We start from the raw sequence: 19,703 nt of genomic DNA, 5'->3' as shown, positions 1-19,703 counted from the left end.
GTCCGGGTCAGACCTCCGTCCGCTGGGCGTCGTGGGCCGGCGCCGGGTCCGCCGGGCGCGGGGTGTGCGCGGAGGAGGCGACGATGCGGGAGCGCTGATGGACGCGGGAGGCTATGACCGTGGTCAGCACGCCGAGTGCGGCCATCGCCGCGCCGACCCAGGCCACCGCCTGATACCCCCAGTGCGCGCTGATCGCCAGGCCGCCCAGCCAGGGGCCGACGGTGTTGCCGATGTTGAAGGAGGCGGTCGTCGTGGCACCGGCCAGGGTCGGCGCGGCGCTCGCGACGTTGAACATACGGGCGTTGAGCGCGGGCGCCGTGGTGAACGCCGTGACGCCGAGCATCAGCGCGAGCGCGATGGCCGCCACCCGGTACTCGGCGAGGAAGGCGAGCAGGGTGAGGACGACGGTGGAGGCGGCGATGCCGCCGTACATCGTGCCGAACAGGTGCGCGTCGGCGACGCGTCCGCCGATCGCCGTGCCCACCAGCCCGCCGACGCCGAACAGGCCCAGCACCGTGGGCACCTGGCTCTCCGGCAGCCCGGCGACATCCGTCAGCAGCGGGGCGAGGTAGGAGAAGAGAGCGAAGACGGCGCCCGCGTTCAGCGCGATCGTCACCAGGGCGAGCCACACCTGCTTGTCGCGGTATATGCGCAGCTCGCGGCGGAGGTTGGGGGCATCGGCGCCGGTGGGCACCTCGGTGTGCGGCACGAGCGCCACCACGCCGATCAGGCCGATCGCGGCGAGCACGGCCACCGCCCAGAACGCCGAGCGCCAGCCCGCCTGCTGGCCGAGGAACGAACCGGCGGGTACCCCCGCGATGTTGGCGACGCTCAGCCCGCCCACCATGATCGCCATGGCGCGGGCCCGGGCGTTCTGCGGCACCAGCGAGACGGCGACCGCGGCGCCCACGGCCCAGAACCCGGCGCAGGCGAGCGCGCTGACCACACGGGAGACGAACAGCACCTCGTACGTCGAGGCCATCGCGCCCGCCACCTGGCCGAGCATGAAGGCCGCCAGCAGCGAGATGAGCGTCGTGCGGCGGGGGAGCTTCAGCGTCGCCGCGGCGAGCGCCGGTGCGCCGACGACCATGCCGACCGCGAAGGCGGAGACCAGCAGCCCGGCCTTCGGGATCGAGACGTGCAGATCACGCGCGAGCGGTTGGAGGATGCCGGACAGCATGAACTCGGACGTGCCCAGCGCGAAAACGGACAGGCCGAGGACGTAGACGGCGAGCGGGATACGGGTGGGACGTGGCTTGTCGGTCGACAGCGGATCGGCAGGCATGTCACCCACCAACCGCCCCGGACCGCGTCCGCATTCCTGTCCGACGAGGCGTTCAGGTGTGCGGCGGATCACGCCGGCGCGCGGTCGGCACGACGCGCCCCACCCGGCTCCGCCCGGCTCCACCCCACCCCGCTGCGCCCCGTATGCCGCTCCCCGCACGCACGGGTCCCCCGCGCGCACCCCGCGGGGGAGGTCGCTTCGGGAACGCACGCCGGGGTGCGCCCGTTCACGCGCCGAGCAGCTCCAGCTCCGTCCGCAGGTTGTGCCGGGCCCGGCTCTCCCACCGGTCCCGGGCGTACGGCGTGCGGAACAGCGAGGGCAGGGCGAGGAGTTGGCGCAGTACATCGGCGCGGCCCGCACGGAAGGCGTCGTCCGGGACGAAGGCGTACTCCTGCCTCACCTCGGCGGCGTAGTGGGCGTACGCCTCGGGTGAGCCGGCGAGCACGGCGAGATCGGCGTCGCACAGCACGGCGCCCGCCAGGTCGCCGGGCGCCGGGTCGTGGGTGACGGTGAGCCGCACCAGCCGGGCGACCTCGGCGGTGCGGGCCTGCCCGACGCCCGCCTCGGGCAGGGCCCGCTCGGCGAGGCGGGCGCTGCGCTCCTCGTTCTCGCTGCGGTCGGGCCGGTACACGGCGTCGTGGAACCAGGCGGCGAGCCGGACGGCGGACGCGTCGACCGCCCCGGCGACCGTTCGTGGGTGCTCCCCGGTGCCCGGTTCGCCGGGCTGGGCGAGGAGTTCGTCGGTGCGGTCGAGTACGGCACGCAGATGAGCGGTGGAGTGGTAGCGGCGGTGCGGTTCGGCCCAGCGGGCGAGCAGGTTCTCGCCGTACGGCGCGGGGTCGGGCCCGTCCGCGCCGTCCCGCGCCGCGGTCAGCAGTGCGTACCAGCGGTCCGCCAGGTCCTGGTGGTTCGGCTCCGAGGTGGGCATGGGCACAATTGTCGGCGCCCCGCGCGGTGGGCGTCTTCCTCAAGGTCACCGGGGTGTGGCAGTCTGTGCTATATGTCTAGACCAATTCTCGAGGTGATCGCGCTCAGCGCGCAGGACGCGGCCGCGGCACAGGCAGGAGGCGCCGACCGCCTTGAGGTGATCAGCGACATGGCCTCGGACGGGCTCAGCCCCGCGCGGGAGACCTTCGCCGACATCCGCGAGCGTGTCGACATCCCGCTCCGGGTCATGCTGCGGCTCCGCCGGGGCTTCCTGGCCGGCGGCGAGGCCGGGCTGGACACCCTGTGCGAGACGGCGCGTGAACTGCGCGCCGAGGGGGCCGACGAGTTCGTCCTCGGGTTCCTCGACTCCGGCGGCCAGGCCGACACCCACGCCGTGACGACGCTCGCCTCCGTCGTCGCCGGCTGCCGCTGGACCTTCCACCGCGCCCTCGACCACGCGGCCGACCGCGACGCGCTGCGCCGTCAACTGGCCGATGTGCCCGGCCTGGACACCTATCTGACGGCCGGCTCCGCCGACGGCGTTCCCGACGGCTACGACGTGCTGCTCACCGAGGCCGCCCGCACCCGCGACCGCGAACCCGGCTACGCGGCACAGCTGCTGGTCGGCGGCGGGCTCCGGCTGGAGCATCTGCCCGGGCTGCGCGCGGCCGGCGTCGACGCCTTCCACATCGGCGGCGCCGCCCGCCCGCACGGCTGGGACGCACCCGTCGACCCGGCCGCCGTACGCCGCTGGCGCGAGGCCCTGGACGGCACCCCCTCCGCCGAAGGGGCCGGAAGGGGCGCGTAGGCGCGTCGAGCAAGCCTCCGGAGTACGGGCCTACGGGCCTACGGGCGCACGCGCTCCGTCCCGTACCCGCGGTGGCAGCCCGTGCCCGTGGCGACGGCCGCCCACCCGGGACGCGGTCATGCGCCGGAGAGGAGGCCGGCGCGTTTGAGGGTGCGGGTGACGGGGGCGCTTTCGACGTGGGTGAGGCCGGGGAGGGCGGCGACGGGGCCGGTGAGATAGGTGTGCAGCGCGCGGTTGTCGTGGCAGGTGATGGCCGCGTAGAGGTTGGTGGGGCCGGTCGTGGAAGCCGCGAAGGACACCTCGTCGTGCTGGGCGAGCGCCCGCCCGGCCGCGTCGAGGTGGGCCGGTGCGACCGTGGCCCACAGCATGGCCAGGCGAGAGAGTTCGAGCACCCGAGGGTCGTAGTCGACGTCGAAGTAGAGCACACCGGAGTGCCGGAGCTCGGCGACGCGGCGCTGCGCGGTGGACTGCGAACAGCCCGCCGCGGCGGCGAGTTCCTGATTGCTCGCGCGCCCGTCGCCGTACAGGACGCGAAGGACGGCGCGGTCGGTGTCGGAGAGGGCGGTCGGCCGGGGCGGCAGGCTGGGCACGGTCAGCGCGGCGATCTGCTCGGGGGAGAGGGGCCGGAGCTTGTCGACGGGGTTCTGCGGGCCGCCGTAGTACTGGTGGAGCAGGCAGTGGGCCGTCATGGAGATGACGCGCGGGGTCTTCGGCAGATTCCGCAGCAGGAGGGGTTCGCTCCCCTCCGGGTTGCGGGTCGTGCAGACGATCTCGGTGCTGCCGGAGGTGGAGTGCACCCAGACCGTCTCCTCGTGGCGGGCCAGGGCGTGCGCGACCTGCTCCGTGGCGTCGGGCGCGCAGCGCACGCGCAGGAACCATTCCTCGTCGCCCAGCGCGTACGGCTGGGTGCGGCCGAGCACCCGCAGCGACGCCGTGGTGCGCAGGCGCGCGTAACGCCGCGCGACCGTCTGCGGTGAGGCCCCGACGACCTGGCCGATCGCGCGGAACGACGCCCGGCCGTCGATCTGCACGGCATGGATGATTTTTCTGTCCAGCTCGTCGGTCACGGTTCCTATCGTCTCTCAAGCGCTGGTGATGTCTCATCCTCCCTCCAGCCACGCCGTGGCTGGAGGGGCGCCCGTATGCGGCCGCACAGTGGATGCCGCCGGCGCCCGGCGATGGTGCGGCCGAAGCGTGCCGCCCGCACACCCCGGCCGTACGCACGAAGGCGACCGCGCACGCCCCGACCGCACAAACCCCCGCGCGAACCACCCCTGAGGAGCGAACGTGACTGCCCGCCTGTACCGCAATGCCCGCATCCTCACCATGGACCCGGCGCTGGGCGACTTCGACGACGGCGACCTGCTGATCGACGGCGACCGCATCGCCGGTGTCGGCACCGCGCTCCGGGCTCCGGACGGCGCCGAGACCATCGACGCGCGCGGCCGCATCCTCATCCCCGGCTTCGTGGACACCCACCGCCACATGTGGCAGGGCATCCTGCGCGGCATCGCCCCCGCCCACACCTTCCCGCAGTACATGGACGACATCCTCGGCGACCACGGGCCCGCCATGACGCCGCATCAGCTGTACGTCGGGAACCTGCTCAGCGCCCGTGCCGCGCTGGCGTCCGGTGTCACGACGATCCAGGACATCTCCAATATCCAGGACACGCCCGGCCACAGCGATGCCCTGGTCACCGCCCTCACGGAGTCCGGAATACGCGCCGTCTTCGCCTACGGCAAGAGCTTCCCCAAGATCAGCGCCGAGGGGACCGTCCTGCCCGAGGACGTGCGCCGCGTGCGCGGCGAACTGCTCGGCGATCCGCACGCGCTGGTGACCATGGCCCTGGTGGCGGAGGGCGGCAGCGACGAGGAGGAGCTGGCCAACGTCGCCCTCGCCCGCGAGCTCGACGTGCCGGTCTCCCGGCACTTCTCCTCCCGCCAGAGCGCCGCCCACCTGCGCGAACTCGGAGCCATCCGACCGGGAACCACCTTCATCCACGCCAACGGCCTCAGCGCCGAGGAACTGGCCGTCATCGCCGACAGCGGAAGCAGTGTCTCCGTCTCACCCGCCATCGAAATGATCATGGGGCACGGGTATCCGATGATCGCTCCCGCGCTGGCCAGGCGCGACCTGCTGGTCAGCCTCAGCGTGAACGTCGAAGTCACCGTCGCCGGCGACATGTTCACCCAGCTGCGCGCCGCCTACCAGGCCGGCCGCCACGCCCAACACCCCGCCATGCTCGCCCTCGACGACCCCATCAGCGACAACCCCACCGGTATCACCGTGCGCGACGTGCTACGGATGGCCACCCTCGACGGCGCCCGCTCCCTCGGCCTCGACGACCGCACCGGCTCGCTGACCCCCGGCAAACAGGCCGACCTGGTCGTCCTGCGCGCGGACCGGCCCGACGTCGCCCCCGTCCACGACCCGTACAGCACCGTCGTACTCCAGATGGACCGCGCCCACATCGACTCCGTCGTCGTCGCCGGCCGCGACCACGTCCGCGCGGGGAACCCCGTCGACGACAGTTCCCGCCTCCTGGCCGACGCCGACCTTCGCCCGCCGCCTCCGCACAAGCGGCTGACAAGGCCCTCGTCCCACGGACGTCGTGCGCGGTGGCGCGCGGGCCGCTACCGGTCTCCCACCCGGCGCCTCCCCTCCGCGAGTGCGCCCTCCGCGATCTCCGCGATCTCCGCGATCTCCGCGAACACCGCGGGCAGCAGCATCACATCGGGGCGGGTCCGCAGCGCCTGCCGGGAGTCGGCGCGTACGGGCCCGGGACACCGGCTCCCGGCGCAGGCCGTGCCGGTCGGAGTCAGCCGTTCAGCGGCCCGGGCGGGCGTGCGCTACATCCCCGCCGCCTCGTACGAGCACGGCCGCCCGCGCCCGGGAACCCGGCGGCAGGCCCGGACGTCACCACGGTGGGGCGGGCGGCGGCCGGGGCCGCTCCGTCCCTCCTGCCCACCCGACGCCACCCGCCGGGCGCCCCTCCCGCGCACGCCCCGGGCCCCGGCCGAGAACGGACCTCAGATGGCCACCTGGACCACTCGCCCCGAGACCGCCGAGGACATCCCCGTGCTCCGGGACATCGTTCTCGCCGCATTCCCCACCGCGGAGGAGGCCGGTCTCGTCGATGCGCTGCGCGCCGACCCCGGGGCCTGGATCGAGGGTCTGTCGATGGTGGCCGTCGGCGATGACGGGGTGCCGGCCGGGCACGCGCTCCTCACCCGCTGCCATGTGGGCGGGGCGCCCGCCCTCGCGCTGGCTCCGTGCGCGGTGCTGCCCTCGGCCCAGAGGACGGGCGCCGGTTCGGCCGCGATCCGTGCGGCTTTGGACGCGGCCCGGGGCCTCGGGGAAAATCTCGTCGTCGTCCTCGGGCACCCCGACTACTACCCCCGGTTCGGCTTCGTGCCCGCCTCCCGGTTCGGGATCCGCGCACCCTTCGAGGCGCCGGACGAGGCCCTGATGGCGCTGTCCCTCGACCCGTCGCGCCCCGTCCCTTCCGGCACCATCGCCTACCCCGCGGCCTTCGGCGTGTGACACACCGGAACACCTCGGCGCCTCCGTGAACCGCCCGTTCTTCCCCGCGCCGCGCACCGGGGACCGAGACCCCGCGGGAGACCGCCGCCCGGATCGTTCGGTTCACCCGGGGAGCGGCGCGGCCTGAGCGCGGGTGGCCCGGCCGTGGCGGGTCAGTCGTACGCCCGCAGCAGTTCGACCAACCGGCCGCTCTCCGGCGCGCCGCCGCGGCGCAGCACCGCGGCTGCGGCGTGCAACTCGCCCCACGCGTGCGGCCGTCCGACCTCGGCGGCGTCCGGCACCGTGGCCCGTGCGACGGACAGCGCCCGGTCGGCATCCCCGGCGCCCGCGTGCGCGTGCGCGAGGCACGCGGCATACCAGGCGCGGTCCCTGCGGTACGAGGTGTCCAGGGCGTCCAGCCCCGCCGTCAGCCGCTCGGCGGCCGACGACCAGTCCCGCAGGTGCAGGGCCGCCATCCCGCGTTGCAGGGTGAACCACGTCTCGTCGTAGAAGTACAGCCACGGCGGGTTGTCCTCGGGACGCTCGGCGGCACGGCCGACCAGCAGCTGCGCCTCGTCCAGCAGCCGGTGCGCGGCGTCGGACGTGCCGGCCAGCGCATGTCCCCGGCCGGCCATCTGCGCCGCCATGCCCCGCACCGCCGAGGAGGCTTCGGGCGCGGAAGAGCGTGCCGCCTCGGCGAGCCGCACACACCGCTCGGCACGCCCCTTCGACCAGGCCAGATGCGCCTTCATGCTCAGCGTCGTCGCCGCCATGTCCGCGTCCCCCGCCTCCAGCGCCCACTCGTGGGACCGGTCGTACCAGGCCAGGGCACGCGCCGTGGCGCCCTGGTCCTGCGCCATCCACGCGAGGAACTGCGCGTGCTCGGCCGCCAGGCGCACGACCCGTTCGGCCAGGCTGCCGCGTGTCCCTCCGTACAGCCCCACCACCGTGCGCAACTGTTCGCGCATCACTGCCACGAGCGGCCGGGCCCCGATGAAGTCCTCGGCCCGCCGGTGCTCGGCCAGCAGCTTCTCCAGCCAGTCCAGGGTGGGACCGTCCGCCCGGCGGGAACCGTCCACGACGCCGGTGATCCGCTCCAGGAGATCGCCGTCAGGAAAGCCGTCGTCGCTCTGCTCGCTGTCCGGCGCCAGGCCCGGCACCGGAAGGAGCGGCGGCGACGCCGCCCCCGGACGCACCCGCTCCGGAACCCCCAGCCCGCTGACGATCCGGTCCCGCACCTCCGCCGACGTCACCCGGCGGTGCCCCCGCTCCACCTCCGACACATCGGGCTGTGCCAGCCCGACCAGCGCCCCGAGCCGCGTCTGGCTCAGGCCCGTGAGCCCCCGGTACGCCCGGAAAACGGCTCCCCAGTCCTCGGTCGCCAGCGCCGCCACGAGCCGGGGGTGCGTCCACAGACCAGGGTGCGGGTCTCCCATGCACCCAATATAGGACGCTCCTATACCAACCGCCGATGGGAACAACCACCGCTTCCCACAAGGGTGTTGACGCACCGAGCGGACGACGCACTGTACGGAGGCACCGATGAACGACCAGGACCACGGCCCGGCAGACGAGAACCTCCGGCTGCTCCCGTGGCTGTCTGCGGGCGGAGCGGGTGCCGGGCGCGGGAAAGTCCACGGTCGCGCCGATGGTCGCCGCGCGCGGCGCACATCAGCGGTGACGGCCTCTCCTGCATGGTCGTCCACGGCCGGGTCGGCCTGCTCGGTGAGCCCGAGGAGTCCCGGCGGCAGACCGAACTGTGCCTGCGCAACATGTGCGCGCTCGCCGCCGGCTGTCAACTGACGGTGCTGCTGGGCAGGTTCGTGCGCGTTCGTGCTGCGCGCGTCCGTACCCTGGTGGCGGGTTGCCGGTGCCGCCGGGTGCCGGGCCGGAAGCTGCCGCGAGTGGCGGGAAGGGGCTTTCCATGGCGTCGGTGGAGCGGGGAGCGAAGCACGGGGCCGGGGGACCGGGTGGGGAGGCCATCGCCTTCGGTGAGCGGCTGAGGATCCTGCGGACCCGCCGGGGGATGACCCGTGAGGTGCTGGCCGGGCTGCTGGGGCGGTCCGACAGCTGGGTCAAGCAGGTGGAGCGCGGTCGGCTCCAGATGCCCAAGCTGCCGATGCTGCTGCGGATCGCCGAGGTGCTCCGGGTGGCGGATCTCGCCGAACTCACCGGTGATCCGGCCGCCGGTGCGGTGCTGTTCACCGGGCCCGGTCATCCGAAACTCCCGGCGGTGCGGGCCGCCATGGACGCGTTTCCCGAAGACGGCCCGGGGGCAGCGCCCGCTGTGGAGGAACTGCGTGACCGGCTGCGGCGCGCCTGGGCCGTGCGGCACGCGTCGCCGCATCACCGGGACGCCGTCGGCGCGCTGCTGCCGTCCCTGATCGAGGACGCGCGGCGCGCGGCGGGCCAGGCGGAGAGCCCGGCCGAACGCCGGGCGGCGCAGGCGGTGCTGGCGCAGGTGTACGGCCTCGCGCAGTTCTTCCTCGCCTACCAGCCGGATGCCGCGCTGTTGTGGAGAGCCGTGGAACGCTGCACGGTCGCCGCTCATGAATCGGGTGACCCGCATGCGGTCGCCGTCGCGGCGTGGCTGAGCGCGCAGGCGCATCGCGACAGCGGACACGCGCACTTCGATGCCGCGGACGCGGTGACCCGGGCGGCGCTCCGCTATCTGGAACCACATCTGCCGGACGGTGGTACCGAGGTGCTGGCCATGGCCGGGGCGCTCCGGTTCGAGGCCGCCTACACCGCTGCCCGTCGGGGCGACAAGGGGGACGCCTGGCGGCACTGGGACGCGGCCGGAGCCGTGGCCCGACGGCTGCCTGCCGATTCCTTCCACCCCGTGACCTCGTTCTCCCGTGCCGTCATGGGGGCGCACGCCGTGACGGTCGCCGTGGAGCTGCACGCGGGCGGGGAGAGCGCCCGGCAGGCCGCCGCAGCGGATGCCACCCGTATCCCGTCCCGTCCCCGGCGCGCACGGCACCGGATCGAGGCCGCGCGCGGCTTCCAGCTGGCCGGACGGCCCGACGAGGCACTGAGCGCGCTGCACGGCGCCTGGGAGGCGGCGCCGGAGACGATCCGCTACAACGGCTACGCACGCCGCATCCTGTTGGAGGAATCCGAGGTCAAGAGCGCCGGGCGACGCCGGCGTGCCTGCGAACTGGCCCAGCGGATCGGCATGTTGAGCGCCTGACACCTGGGCACGAACTGTGCCCCTGGCGCGCTCGTCGTCTTCGTACGGTCGGCGCATGGACGACCGTGCAGAGACCGGCGGCCGGCAGCGCCGCGCTCACACATACGACGAAGACGGGGTGGAACGGGCGGACGCAGCATGCCGTGCCGACGGCGGACTCCGGCTGCTCCCGTGGCTGAGTGAGTCAGGGAAGCCGTGTTATCTGCGGGCGGAGGAGGGCGAGCCGGGGGTTGTGGGGTTGTTCGCGGATCGGGTGGAGGCGCGGCAGGTGGTGGAGGCGGAGCGGGTGTTGGGGGAGGCGCGGGCCGTGCTGGGGGAGCCCGCTGCCGGGGCGTTGGCGTTGCGGTTGTCGTTGACGTCGGCGGCGGGGGCGCTGGAGAGGGTGTTGCGGATCGCGGAGAGCCGGGGGCGTCGGGTCGTGCGGTGAGAGGTGCCGCCTGGACCGGGCGCTGTGCTGCGCCGGGCCGCCCCGGTTCTTGGCGCTGCCCGGTACGGAGGGCATGGCCGCGTACCGGGACTGCGCCTTCCCCCTTCGTTGTGCCGGCTCTCCGCGTACGGCGGCCGTGGGCGGTGTTGTCGGACTGTTCGAACTGCTGTGGCGGCAGGGGGCGTTACGGAGTGAACGCCTCGGCGAGGGTGCGGGCGAGGCCGTCGGGGTTGTCGTTCGGCATGGGGTGTCCCGAGCGGGGGACGGTGAGGACGCGGGCGCCCGCGCCGACGGCGTCCTCCTCCTCGTCGTACGGGCGGCTCGCCTCGCCGACGAGGAACGCCTTGGGCCCCTCGAACCGGGAGAGCAGAACGGCCAGTTGGGGCGAGGTGCCGCGGACGAGGCCGACCGCCGTGCGGTGCAGGGCGCGCGGGGAGCTGAGCCGGAGCGTCGTGCGGTAGGCCGGGTCGGACTCGCCGTCCAGGAACTCCGCCATGCCGTGCCGGACGAACTCCTCCTCGCGCCACTCGGCGACCTTCGCGCTCCATGCGCCGCCGCCCGCACGGAGGTTGGCCTCGCCCAGGACGAGGCTGCCCACCAGATCCGGCCGGGTGTCGGCCAGCGTCAGCGCCACCGCGCCGCCCAGGGAGTGGCCGAACACCTCGGCGCCGCGCAGGCCCTCGGAGTCCAGGACGGCCGCGACGGCCGCCGCGTGCTCCTCCAGGCTGTAGCCGAACGCGTCGTCGGCTTCGCTGCCGCCCGGGGCCTCGGGCCGGTCGCTGTGGCCGAATCCGAGCAGGTCGACGAGGAGCGAGCGGCGGGCCAGGGCGGGCGTGGTGAGCGCCGGGTGTGTGGCGATCTCCGGGTAGTCGTGCGTCGAGCTGGCACCGAGGCCGTGCAGGAAGACCCGGACCGGGCGGCCCTCGGCGGTGGCCGGGGCGGCCAGGTCGGCCCAGCGGAGGTGTGCGGACGGGAGGTGCGGGTTCTGCTTGTCGAGCAGGAGCTGTTTCACACGGCCAGGCTAGGCCAGCGGTACGACAAGCGGGGTTGCCGGACGGCGGCCGGTGCGCGGGGCCGGGCCGCGCGGTACGTGTACCCCCGGCGGGGTGTGGCGTCCGCAGCCGGATCAACTGGCGTGTGCGGCGCCCGGGTTGCGGGGCTCAGCGGTGGGCCCGCCCGCGTGCGGGGGCGCGGGCGGGGTGGACGGGGGCGGTCAGGCGGCGAGGTCGCCCGGGTCGGTGTTGGCGCCGCACAGGACGACGGCGACGCGTTCCCCGTCGGACGGGGTGTACGGCGCGGTCTCGCCGAGGATGCCGGCCATGGCGGTGGCGGCGGCGTGCTCGACGGCGAGGCGGTGCTCGTTCCACAGGGTGTCGCGGGCCGCGACGACCGCGGAGTCCTGGACGAGGACCGAGCGCACGTTGCGGTGGGCAGCCGCCGCGTGCGCCATCGGTGTCGCCCGGCGGGCACCGAGGGAGTCGGCGGCGACCGAGTCGACGGGCACGTCGACGACGCGGCCCGCCTCCAGGGCGGCGTTCAGCGCCCGGCAGTTCTCCGGTTCGACGGCGACCACGCGGATGCCGTGGTGCTGCGCGGCGGCGGCCACGCCCGCGAACAGGCCGCCGCCGCCCACGGAGACGACGACGGTGTCCAGGTCGGGCACCTGGGCCCGGATCTCCTCCAGCAGGGTGCCGGCGCCGGCGGCGATCAGCGGGTGGTCGTAGGCGTGCGAGCGCAGCGCGCCCGTCGACTGTGCGAACTCCTCGCAGGCCGCGGCGGCTTCGGCGTACTCGGAGCCGGTCAGCCGCACCTCCGCGCCGTACGAGCGCAGCCGTGCGACCTTCACCCGCGGGGCGTTCTCCGGCAGGAACACCGTGGCCGGAACGCCCTGTTCGCGGGCCGCCCACGCACAGGCCAGCCCGGCGTTGCCGCCGGAGGCGATCGTCACGCCCGTCTCCGGCAGGGAGCCGTCCTCGCGGTGCGCCGCCAGGAAGTTGCGTGCGCCGCGCGCCTTGAAGCTGCCCGTGTGCTGGAGGAACTCCAGTGCCAGCCACAGGCGGTACGGGGACCGGGGAGCGCCGGTGCCGGGGCCCAGGACGGGCGCGACAGTGACGGGGCGGACCAGGCCGTCGATGCGTTCGGCGGCGGTTTTGACCTCTCCGTATGACAGATGGTGCACGGCACAACTCCTCGGACGCGTAGGGACAAACGGCTACGTTACGGGGTGCCGGGAGCCGCCGGGCACCGGGCTCCTCGCGGACGCCCACCCGGCGGCTGCTCCTCCGGCGTCCGCCCGGCGCCTGGCTGCGCGGCGGCCCGGTCCGGTGACGAGGTGGGGGCCGTCGCGGTCCGGGCCCGATCCGGAGCCGTGTCCTGTTCCTGGTCCGGTTCCTGTTCCTGTTCCTGGTCCTGTTCCTGGTCTGGGGCCTGGCCCTGTCCCTGTCCCTGGCCCTGGCCCGTCAGCGGCGCGGGGAGCGGTTCGGCGTGGACCACGGTGAGGCCCGAGACGGCGCGGGTCAGACACACGTACAGGCGGCGCAGGCCGGTGCGTTCGTCGGGTTCGGCGGCGACGAGTGCGGCCGGCTCGTCCAGCACGACGTGGTCGTACTCCAGACCCTTGGCGAGGTCGGCGGGCACGAGGGTGAGCCGGGCGTCCTGGCTCGTCTCCTCGCCGGGCGACAGGGCGCGCAGGCCCGCGGCGTCCAGCGCGGCCGTCAGCGCGGGCAGCCGGGGCCCGGCGGCGATCAGCCCGATGGAGCCCTCCTTGCCCAGGGCCTCGCGGCAGGCGTCGACCACGGCCGTGTCCCGCTCCGCCGGGTCGGTGCGCCGGACGGCGAAGTCGCCGGGGGACTCGCGGACGGACGTCGCCGGTGTCAGCGTCGGCGCGATGGCCGGCAGCAGCCGGGAGGCGTAGGCGATCACATCGCGCGGCACCCGGAAGCCCTCCGTCAGTTCCTCCACGACGGCCTCCGGCTTGCCCAGGTGGGACAGCGCGGTGCTCCAGCTCTCCGTCGCCCACGGGGTGGTGCCCTGCGCGAGGTCCCCCAGCACGGTCGCCGAGCCGGTCGAGCAGCGGCGGCCCACCGCGCGGTACTGCATGGGGGAGAGGTCCTGCGCCTCGTCGAGCACGACATGGCCGAGGGAGCCGGTGCGCTGCACGAGGTCGGCCGCCTCGTCGACGAGGACGGCGTCGGCCGGCGACCACTTCGCGCTCTTCACGCCCCGCGCCGGCTTCGCCCACAGGATCGCCCGCTGTTCCTCGGGCGTGAGGACGCCTTCGGCCTGCGCGGCGAGGAACTCCGGGTCGGACAGCAGCCGCAGCACCAGCTTCGCCGGGTCGACCGCCGGCCACACCTTCTTGACCAGGGCCTTCACCGGCGCGCTGCGTGCCACCGCGTCCTGCACCCGGTCGTCCGGTGCCTCACCGGCGCGCTCCATACGCACCAGCACCGCGTGCGCGATGCGCTGCGGCAGCGCCTCACGGGCCGCGCCGTACCGCATGTCCCGGCCGAGCAGTTCGCCGACCATCTCGTCCAGCTCGTACGCCGGGACGCGCCAGCGCCGCGAGCCGCGCACGACGACGAGCGGCTCGGCGTCCGGCACCTCGGACGGCAGCGTCACCCCGGCCCGCACCGCGCGGCGCAGCACCTCCGCCATGCGCGCATCGCCCTTCAGCCGCGCCGCCTCGGCGTCGTCCGTGCCGCGCACCTCGACGCCGTCCCGCGCCACCAGGCCCTCGACGGTCGTCTGGCGTGCGTCCAGCTCGCCCAGCGCGGGCAGCACCTGCTCGATGTAGCGCAGGAACGACGCGTTCGGGCCGACGACGAGGGTGCCGGTGCGGGTGAGGCGCTCGCGGTGCGCGTACAGCAGATAGGCGACACGGTGCAGGCCGACGGCCGTCTTGCCGGTGCCGGGCGCGCCCTGCACACAGACGGTGCCCTCCAGACCGGAGCGGACGATCTCGTCCTGTTCCGGCTGGATCGTGGCGACGATGTCCCGCATCGGGCCGACGCGGGGCCGCTCGATCTCCGCCTGGAGGAGGCTGCTGGTGCGCTCGGCCTCCGTCTCGTCGGTGAGGTGCTCGTCCTCGTACGCCGTCAGTTCGCCGCCGGTGTAGCCGAAGCGGCGGCGCAGGTCCACGCCCTGCGGGTCCTTCTTCGACGCGCGGTAGAAGGGCTGGGAGACGGGGGCGCGCCAGTCGACGACCATCGGGTCGCCGTCCGCGTCGTGGACGTGCCGGCGGCCGATGTAGAACCGGTGCCCGACGTCGTCCCCCTCCTTCCCGGTCTCCCCGCCCTCGGCGGACCCGGCGTCCGGGGCGGCCGCCGACCGGGTGCCGTAGTCGAGACGGCCGAAGAACAGCGGCGCGTGCGCCAGATCGGCCAGCGAGGCGATGCGTGCCTCGATGCCGGAGGCGAGCACCTCGGCGTTCACCCAGTTCGCCGCCACGTCGGTGATGTCCAGCGCCTCCGCCTCGGCGCGCATCGCACGCAACGCGGCCCGGGAGGCGGCGAGATGGGCGCGCTCGCGGGCCAGCGGGTCCTGTGCGCCGGACGGTGCGGGAGGGGCGTCCGCCCCGGGCCGCGCGTGCTCGGGTTCCTGCGGGGATCTGGCGGTCACCTGGCTGCCTCCGGGATGCCGTGCGGGCACGCCGACGCTCCCGCGCCAGGGCGGACCGGCACGCCGAAGAGACCCGGTCGGGCCGGGCCGGCAGGCGGCGGTCTCGGCACCCGCGCGGGGCGCGGCGGTGCGGAGCGCGGGACGCGGCGGTCGTGCGGCGCGTCGTACGGGTACGGAACGGAAGGCCCGGCCGGTTTCCGTGCGGCGGGCACCTCGCGGGCCGGGCGGGCGGGCCCACCGGCGGCGAGGGGGACAAGCGGGGGAGTCTAGCCTCCGCCCGGCACACCGTCGAACGGTTTTTGCCGCGGGGTCCGGCGGGGCCGTCCGCTGCGGGCCTGCGGCTGTCGGGCGCTGTCCTGAGCTGTCCGGAGCTGTTCGGCGTCGTCGGGTGCACAGCCGGGTGCACAGTTGGGTGCCGTCGGGTGCCGTCGAGGGCGGCGACGGGGGGGCGACGGGCTCGTCAACGGGGCCGCTCGGGGCGGTGGTTGAGCCGCGCGTCCGGACAGCGGTGAGGTGCGGTGACGTCCTGCCCGGCGGGTATCGGGGGATCCGGCGGCGGACGCGGTGCGGCCCGGCGGGTACCAGGGCGCCCGGGCGCCGGGTGTCGGGGTGTCCGGGTGCCCGGGGCCGAGCGGCACGGTGTCCGAGCGGCACGGTGTCCGAGCGGGAAGACGGGGGCGGTCCGGTCGGGGAGGGTGTACGGGCAGGCAGGAGGTTCATCCTTTCGGGGAAGCCCGGTGGGGTTCTCCCCCGGTCCTGCCGGAGGAACGGGGTGCGACCTGAGTCGTAGGGCGGGCGCGGGCTTTCGGACCGTCCGGCTGATGCCCGCGCGGGCGCCGTCCGGCGAGGCTTGTGCCATGAACAGCGCACCGATGCAGACCGCACACCACGGCCACGCGACCTGCGCGCCGGCCCGGCACCGCACCGGCCGCCGCCGTCCCACCTCCGTCCACACCGGGCCGGAGCACCCGCACCGGCTGCGCCGCACCGCGCACGACGCGGTGCGCGCCGTCCGCGCCTTCGGCTCGGCCGCGTTCAGCGTCGTCATCCTGGGCGGTGACGAGGCGACGCTCACCGAACGGCGCGGTGCCCGCTCGTAGCCCCGCCCGCAGCCCCGCCCGACCGCCCGCGGCAGCGGTGTGACGGGAGGGGAAGGCGGGGCGAGAGGGCGCCGGGACCGGCCGGTGCGGTGCCGCGCCGCGGTACTGAGCAGCGCCGGACGGGGTAGGTGACCCGCCGCCGGGGCCGCCCCGGTGCCATCCGGTCGGCCCCGGCACAGCGAGCCGCCTCGCGGAGCGCGCACGGCGCGTGCCGGACCGACGAGCGCGAACCAGGCCGAGGAGAGCGTGTGCGCAGCACGACCCAGGACACCCCGCTGACCCTGACCCGGCTTCTCGTCCACGGGATGCGCGCGCACGCCACCTCCACCGTGACGACCTGGCGCGGCACCGCGCGGGGCGCCGTGCCCGACCGCCGCGACTTCCGCACCGTCGGCACCCGCGCCACTCGGCTCGCGAACGCCCTGCGGGACGCGCTCGGCGTGCGCCCCGGCGACACCGTCGCCACGCTCATGGCCAACACGGCGGACCATCTGGAGGCCCAGCTCGCCGTGCCCGCCATGGGTGCCGTGCTGCACCCGCTGGGCGCCCCGGCCGGTGATCCGCTCGCCGCGCCGCGGGACCCGGCGCTGCTCGCCGCCGTGCTCGACGACGGCGCGGCGCGGGTGCTGCTCACCGACGCGACGGGGCTGCCCTCGCTGGCGTCGGCACTGCCGTGGCTGCGGCAGACCGCACACCTCGAACACGTCGTCGTCGCCGGGGACACGACGGCCCCCGGCACCCCCGTCGTCACGGGCGGCACCGAGTACGGCGTCACCGTCCACGACTACGAGACCCTCATCGACGACCGCCCCGACCACTGTCCGTGGCCCTCGACGGACGAGCGGGACGCGGCCGTGCTGTGCCACATCGGGCCCGCGACCGCGCCGGGCGCCCCGGCGGAACAGCGGGGCGCCGAGAAGCCGGAGGTCCGGGGGCGGCCGGGAGAGCGGGCGACGGCACGCGAGGCGGACCGGGCGCGGGAGCCGCGGGAACTGCGAGAGCCGCGGGAACTCCGGGGATTGCGGGAGCTCCGGGAACTCCGGGCACTCCGGGAACAGGGCCGATCGGGCGCGGGCGGTGGGGAGTTGCGGGCCGTCGCGTTCAGCCACCGCGCGCTGTATCTGCACGCCCTCTACGCCCAGGCCCCGCAGGCGTACGGCCTGACGGAGGAGGACGTCGTCCTGCCCGTCGTCCCGCTGTCGCACATGCTCGCGTGGGGCCTGCCGTACGCGGCCTTCGCCTCGGGCGCCTCGCTGCTGCTGCCCGGCGCGTTCGGCCGGCCCCCGGCGCTGGCGGTCGCGGCCGAACAGGAGCGCCCGACACTCCTCGTCGCCGAGCCGCCGGTGTGGCACGGGCTCGCCGACGAGCTGGCCGGACGGCCGCGCGACCTCAGCTCCCTGCGCGAGGCCGTGATCGCCGCGCACCCCGGCACGGCACCCCAACGGGCCGGGCTGGCCGGTGTGTTGACCCGGCTCCTGGGGGCGCGGGTGGCGTGCGCCTGGGGTGTGCCCGAGGTGCTCGCGCCGGCCTGTGTGGCCCGCGCGGAGGAGGGCGGCTACCGCTTCCCCGCCCCGGTGGAGTACGGCGTCACGGGGCCCGATCTCGCGCCCCTGCCCTGGGACGGCCGTTCCGCCGGCGAACTGCTGCTGCGCGGCCCCTGGGTCACCGCCCGCTGCACCGGCGGGCCCGCGCCCGCGCACGACGGCTGGCTGCGCACCGGCGAGACGGCCACCATCGCACCCGACGGCCGGGTCACCCTCCGCCCCGCCCACCAGGCCGCGGCCGAGGGCGCCTGACCACCGTCGGCACCCCGGGAAGACACCACCCGGGAAGACACCACCCCGGGAAGGGGCACGCCACCCCGGGGGAGGGGGACGGACGCCGCCCCGGGGAGGGAAACGCCACCCCGGCAGGGAAGACGCCGCCCCCTCCCGAAAGGAGCCGGTCGATCAGCCCTCGTCGCCCGACAGTTCGCCCGCGCCGGTGCCGTCCCCCGGCCGCCCCGCGCCGTCGTCGGCGCCCGGCGTCCCGCCCGGCAGCTCCTGCGGCGGCAGATCGCGGCCCGACAGCAGATCGACGGAGTCGACGATGCGGTAGGCGTACCCCTGCTCGGCGAGGAACCGCTGACGGTGCGCGGCGAAGTCCTGGTCGATGGTGTCGCGCGCCACGACCGAGTAGAACCGGGCCTCGTGCCCGTCGGCCTTGGGCCGCAGCACCCGGCCGAGCCGCTGCGCCTCCTCCTGCCGCGAACCGAACGTCCCGGAGACCTGTATGGCGACGGTCGCCTCCGGCAGGTCGACGGAGAAGTTGGCGACCTTCGAGACGACCAGGCAGCCGATCTCGCCCTGCCGGAACGCGTCGAACAGCTTCTCCCGCTGCGCGTTGCTGGTGTCGCCCTTGATGACGGGGGCGCCCAGATGCTCGCCCAACTCGTCGAGCTGGTCGATGTACTGGCCGATCACCAGCGTCTGCTCGCCCGCGTGCCGCCGCACCAGCGCCTCGGTGACCTTCCGCTTGCTGTCCGTCGTCGCGCAGAACCGGTACTTCTCCTCCGGCTCGGCCGTCGCGTACGCCAGCCGCTCGGAGTCGGTGAGGCTGACCCGGACCTCGACGCAGTCGGCCGGTGCGATCCAGCCCTGGTTCTCGATCTCCTTCCAGGGCGCGTCGAACCGCTTCGGCCCGATCAGCGAGAACACATCGGACTCGCGGCCGTCCTCGCGCACCAGCGTCGCCGTCAGCCCCAGCCGACGGCGGGCCTGGAGATCGGCGGTGAACTTGAACACCGGCGCGGGCAGCAGATGCACCTCGTCGTAGACGATCAGACCCCAGTCACGGGAGTCGAACAGCTCCAGATGCGGGTAGACGCCCTTCCGCTTGGTCGTGATCACCTGGTACGTGGCGATGGTGACGGGCCGGATCTCCTTCTTCGTCCCGCTGTACTCGCCGATCTCGTCCTCGGTCAGCGAGGTGCGCCGCACCAGCTCGTGCTTCCACTGCCGGGCCGAGACCGTGTTCGTGACCAGGATCAACGTCGTGGCCTGCGCCTTGGCCATCGCCCCGGCCCCGACCAGAGTCTTGCCCGCGCCGCACGGCAGCACCACGACACCGGACCCGCCGTGCCAGAAGCCCTCCACGGCCTGCTCCTGATACGGCCGCAGCGACCACGCGTTGCCCTCGGCGTCCCGCTCCTCCAGCCGGATCGGGTGCGCCTCGCCGTCCACGTACCCGGCGAGGTCCTCGGCCGGCCAGCCCAGTTTCAGCAGCACCTGCTTGATCTGGCCGCGCTCCGAGGGATGCACCACCACCGAACCGCCGTCGGCCGCGTCCGGCCCGGCGATCCGCTCCCCGACCAGCGGCTGCACCCGCTTCGAGCGCAGCACCTCCTCCAGCACCGCCCGGTCGCTGCTCTCCAGGACCAGCCCGTGCGCCGGGTGCTTGACCAGGGTGAGGCGGCCGTAGCGCGCCATGGTCTCCGCGATGTCGACGAGCAGCGCGTGCGGCACCGGATACCGCGCGTGACGCACCAGCGCGTCCACGACCTGCTCCGCGTCGTGCCCGGCCGCCCGCGCGTTCCACAGCCCCAGCGGTGTCACCCGGTAGGTGTGGATGTGCTCGGGAGCCCGCTCCAGCTCGGCGAAGGCGGCGATGTCCCGCCGGCACGCCTCGGCCTGCTCGTGATCGACCTCCAGCAGCAGCGTCTTGTCGCTCTGCACGATGAGGGGGCCACCGTTCACGCGCGTCTCCTTCCGGTCGCGGATGGGCCAAACGTCCAGTGTGCCGCACGGGGCCGGGGAGACGCGGGGCCCGCAGAGAGCCCC

14 protein-coding genes and 1 pseudogene are annotated in these 19,703 nt (G+C 74.8%); 7 read left to right on the top strand and 8 right to left on the bottom strand.

Going from position 1 to position 19,703, the window contains the following annotated elements:
* Window positions 1-7: 7 nt before the first annotated feature.
* Together SCA03_RS10710 and SCA03_RS10705 are read right to left on the bottom strand one after the other, a co-directional pair.
* The gene (locus tag SCA03_RS10710; RefSeq protein ID WP_086816328.1) at window positions 8-1,285 is read right to left on the bottom strand and encodes a Cmx/CmrA family chloramphenicol efflux MFS transporter; all 1,278 of its coding nucleotides are present in this window, start codon (window positions 1,283-1,285) and stop codon (window positions 8-10) included.
* A 226-nt stretch (window positions 1,286-1,511) separates the two neighbouring features.
* Window positions 1,512-2,213, bottom strand: a complete 702-nt coding sequence (locus SCA03_RS10705; RefSeq protein ID WP_030886502.1) for an HD domain-containing protein — start codon at window positions 2,211-2,213, stop codon at window positions 1,512-1,514.
* A 72-nt stretch (window positions 2,214-2,285) separates the two neighbouring features.
* Here SCA03_RS10705 and SCA03_RS10700 point away from each other — a divergent pair, with 72 nt between their 5' ends.
* The gene (locus SCA03_RS10700; protein WP_037852976.1) at window positions 2,286-3,020 is read left to right on the top strand and encodes a copper homeostasis protein CutC; all 735 of its coding nucleotides are present in this window, start codon (window positions 2,286-2,288) and stop codon (window positions 3,018-3,020) included.
* A gap of 116 nt (window positions 3,021-3,136) precedes the next feature.
* Here SCA03_RS10700 and SCA03_RS10695 read toward each other — a convergent pair whose 3' ends face one another.
* Window positions 3,137-4,087, bottom strand: coding sequence for an Lrp/AsnC family transcriptional regulator (locus tag SCA03_RS10695; RefSeq protein ID WP_230988576.1), 951 nt, complete (start codon window positions 4,085-4,087; stop codon window positions 3,137-3,139).
* A gap of 220 nt (window positions 4,088-4,307) precedes the next feature.
* Here SCA03_RS10695 and SCA03_RS36065 point away from each other — a divergent pair.
* A pseudogene (locus SCA03_RS36065) lies at window positions 4,308-5,549 on the top strand (amidohydrolase family protein); the annotation flags it as partial.
* A gap of 507 nt (window positions 5,550-6,056) precedes the next feature.
* Window positions 6,057-6,566, top strand: coding sequence for a GNAT family N-acetyltransferase (locus tag SCA03_RS36060; protein ID WP_230988587.1), 510 nt, complete (start codon window positions 6,057-6,059; stop codon window positions 6,564-6,566).
* Between the two features lie 152 nt (window positions 6,567-6,718).
* Here the strand turns inward: SCA03_RS36060 and SCA03_RS10685 are convergent, their stop codons facing one another.
* Window positions 6,719-7,981, bottom strand: a complete 1,263-nt coding sequence (locus tag SCA03_RS10685; RefSeq protein WP_086815148.1) for an NsdA family TPR-like regulatory protein — start codon at window positions 7,979-7,981, stop codon at window positions 6,719-6,721.
* 488 nt (window positions 7,982-8,469) lie between these two features.
* Here SCA03_RS10685 and SCA03_RS10675 point away from each other — a divergent pair, with 488 nt between their 5' ends.
* Complete coding sequence (locus tag SCA03_RS10675) at window positions 8,470-9,738, top strand: helix-turn-helix domain-containing protein (RefSeq protein ID WP_051856893.1); 1,269 nt, start codon at window positions 8,470-8,472, stop codon at window positions 9,736-9,738.
* A 55-nt stretch (window positions 9,739-9,793) separates the two neighbouring features.
* A complete protein-coding gene (locus SCA03_RS10670; protein ID WP_078875496.1) occupies window positions 9,794-10,165 on the top strand; it encodes a hypothetical protein in 372 nt (123 codons plus the stop codon).
* Between the two features lie 184 nt (window positions 10,166-10,349).
* Here the strand turns inward: SCA03_RS10670 and SCA03_RS10665 are convergent, their stop codons facing one another.
* The 3 genes from SCA03_RS10665 to SCA03_RS10655 all read right to left on the bottom strand — a co-directional run bounded on the left by SCA03_RS10665 (window position 10,350) and on the right by SCA03_RS10655 (window position 14,785).
* Window positions 10,350-11,177 carry an alpha/beta fold hydrolase gene (locus SCA03_RS10665; RefSeq protein ID WP_201453745.1) on the bottom strand — a complete coding sequence of 276 codons (828 nt, stop codon included), beginning with the start codon at window positions 11,175-11,177 and terminating at the stop codon, window positions 10,350-10,352.
* A 201-nt stretch (window positions 11,178-11,378) separates the two neighbouring features.
* On the bottom strand, window positions 11,379-12,344 hold the full coding sequence (locus tag SCA03_RS10660; protein ID WP_030895267.1) for a serine/threonine dehydratase: 966 nt from the start codon (window positions 12,342-12,344) through the stop codon (window positions 11,379-11,381).
* A gap of 38 nt (window positions 12,345-12,382) precedes the next feature.
* On the bottom strand, window positions 12,383-14,785 hold the full coding sequence (locus SCA03_RS10655) for a HelD family protein (protein ID WP_371863912.1): 2,403 nt from the start codon (window positions 14,783-14,785) through the stop codon (window positions 12,383-12,385).
* Between the two features lie 857 nt (window positions 14,786-15,642).
* On the opposite strand from SCA03_RS10655, the gene SCA03_RS10650 reads away from it, so the two are divergent.
* Both SCA03_RS10650 and SCA03_RS36055 read left to right on the top strand, forming a co-directional pair.
* Window positions 15,643-15,885, top strand: a complete 243-nt coding sequence (locus SCA03_RS10650; protein ID WP_030886535.1) for a hypothetical protein — start codon at window positions 15,643-15,645, stop codon at window positions 15,883-15,885.
* 248 nt (window positions 15,886-16,133) lie between these two features.
* Window positions 16,134-17,681 carry an AMP-binding protein gene (locus SCA03_RS36055; RefSeq protein WP_230988575.1) on the top strand — a complete coding sequence of 516 codons (1,548 nt, stop codon included), beginning with the start codon at window positions 16,134-16,136 and terminating at the stop codon, window positions 17,679-17,681.
* Between the two features lie 153 nt (window positions 17,682-17,834).
* Here SCA03_RS36055 and SCA03_RS10640 read toward each other — a convergent pair whose 3' ends face one another.
* Window positions 17,835-19,619 (bottom strand): DNA repair helicase XPB, encoded by a 1,785-nt coding sequence (locus tag SCA03_RS10640; RefSeq protein WP_051847101.1) that lies wholly within the window; start codon window positions 19,617-19,619, stop codon window positions 17,835-17,837.
* Window positions 19,620-19,703 lie beyond the last annotated feature (84 nt).

It is taken from the genome of Streptomyces cacaoi, assembly GCF_006539165.1.
GTDB lineage: Bacteria > Actinomycetota > Actinomycetes > Streptomycetales > Streptomycetaceae > Streptomyces > Streptomyces cacaoi.
Note: the sequence above shows the minus strand (reverse complement) of the source record. Positions and strands in the feature narration are given on the sequence as shown.

Bases quoted from the DNA above. Each gene is read 5' to 3' on its own strand.
- SCA03_RS10710 (WP_086816328.1), bottom strand. From the start codon at position 1,285: ATGCCTGCCGATCCGCTGTCGACCGACAAGCCACGTCCCACCCGTATC.
- SCA03_RS10705 (WP_030886502.1), bottom strand. From the start codon at position 2,213: ATGCCCACCTCGGAGCCGAACCACCAGGACCTGGCGGACCGCTGGTAC.
- SCA03_RS10700 (WP_037852976.1), top strand. From the start codon at position 2,286: ATGTCTAGACCAATTCTCGAGGTGATCGCGCTCAGCGCGCAGGACGCG.
- SCA03_RS36060 (WP_230988587.1), top strand. From the start codon at position 6,057: ATGGCCACCTGGACCACTCGCCCCGAGACCGCCGAGGACATCCCCGTG.
- SCA03_RS10685 (WP_086815148.1), bottom strand. From the start codon at position 7,981: ATGGGAGACCCGCACCCTGGTCTGTGGACGCACCCCCGGCTCGTGGCG.
- SCA03_RS10675 (WP_051856893.1), top strand. From the start codon at position 8,470: ATGGCGTCGGTGGAGCGGGGAGCGAAGCACGGGGCCGGGGGACCGGGT.
- SCA03_RS10670 (WP_078875496.1), top strand. From the start codon at position 9,794: ATGGACGACCGTGCAGAGACCGGCGGCCGGCAGCGCCGCGCTCACACA.
- SCA03_RS10650 (WP_030886535.1), top strand. From the start codon at position 15,643: ATGAACAGCGCACCGATGCAGACCGCACACCACGGCCACGCGACCTGC.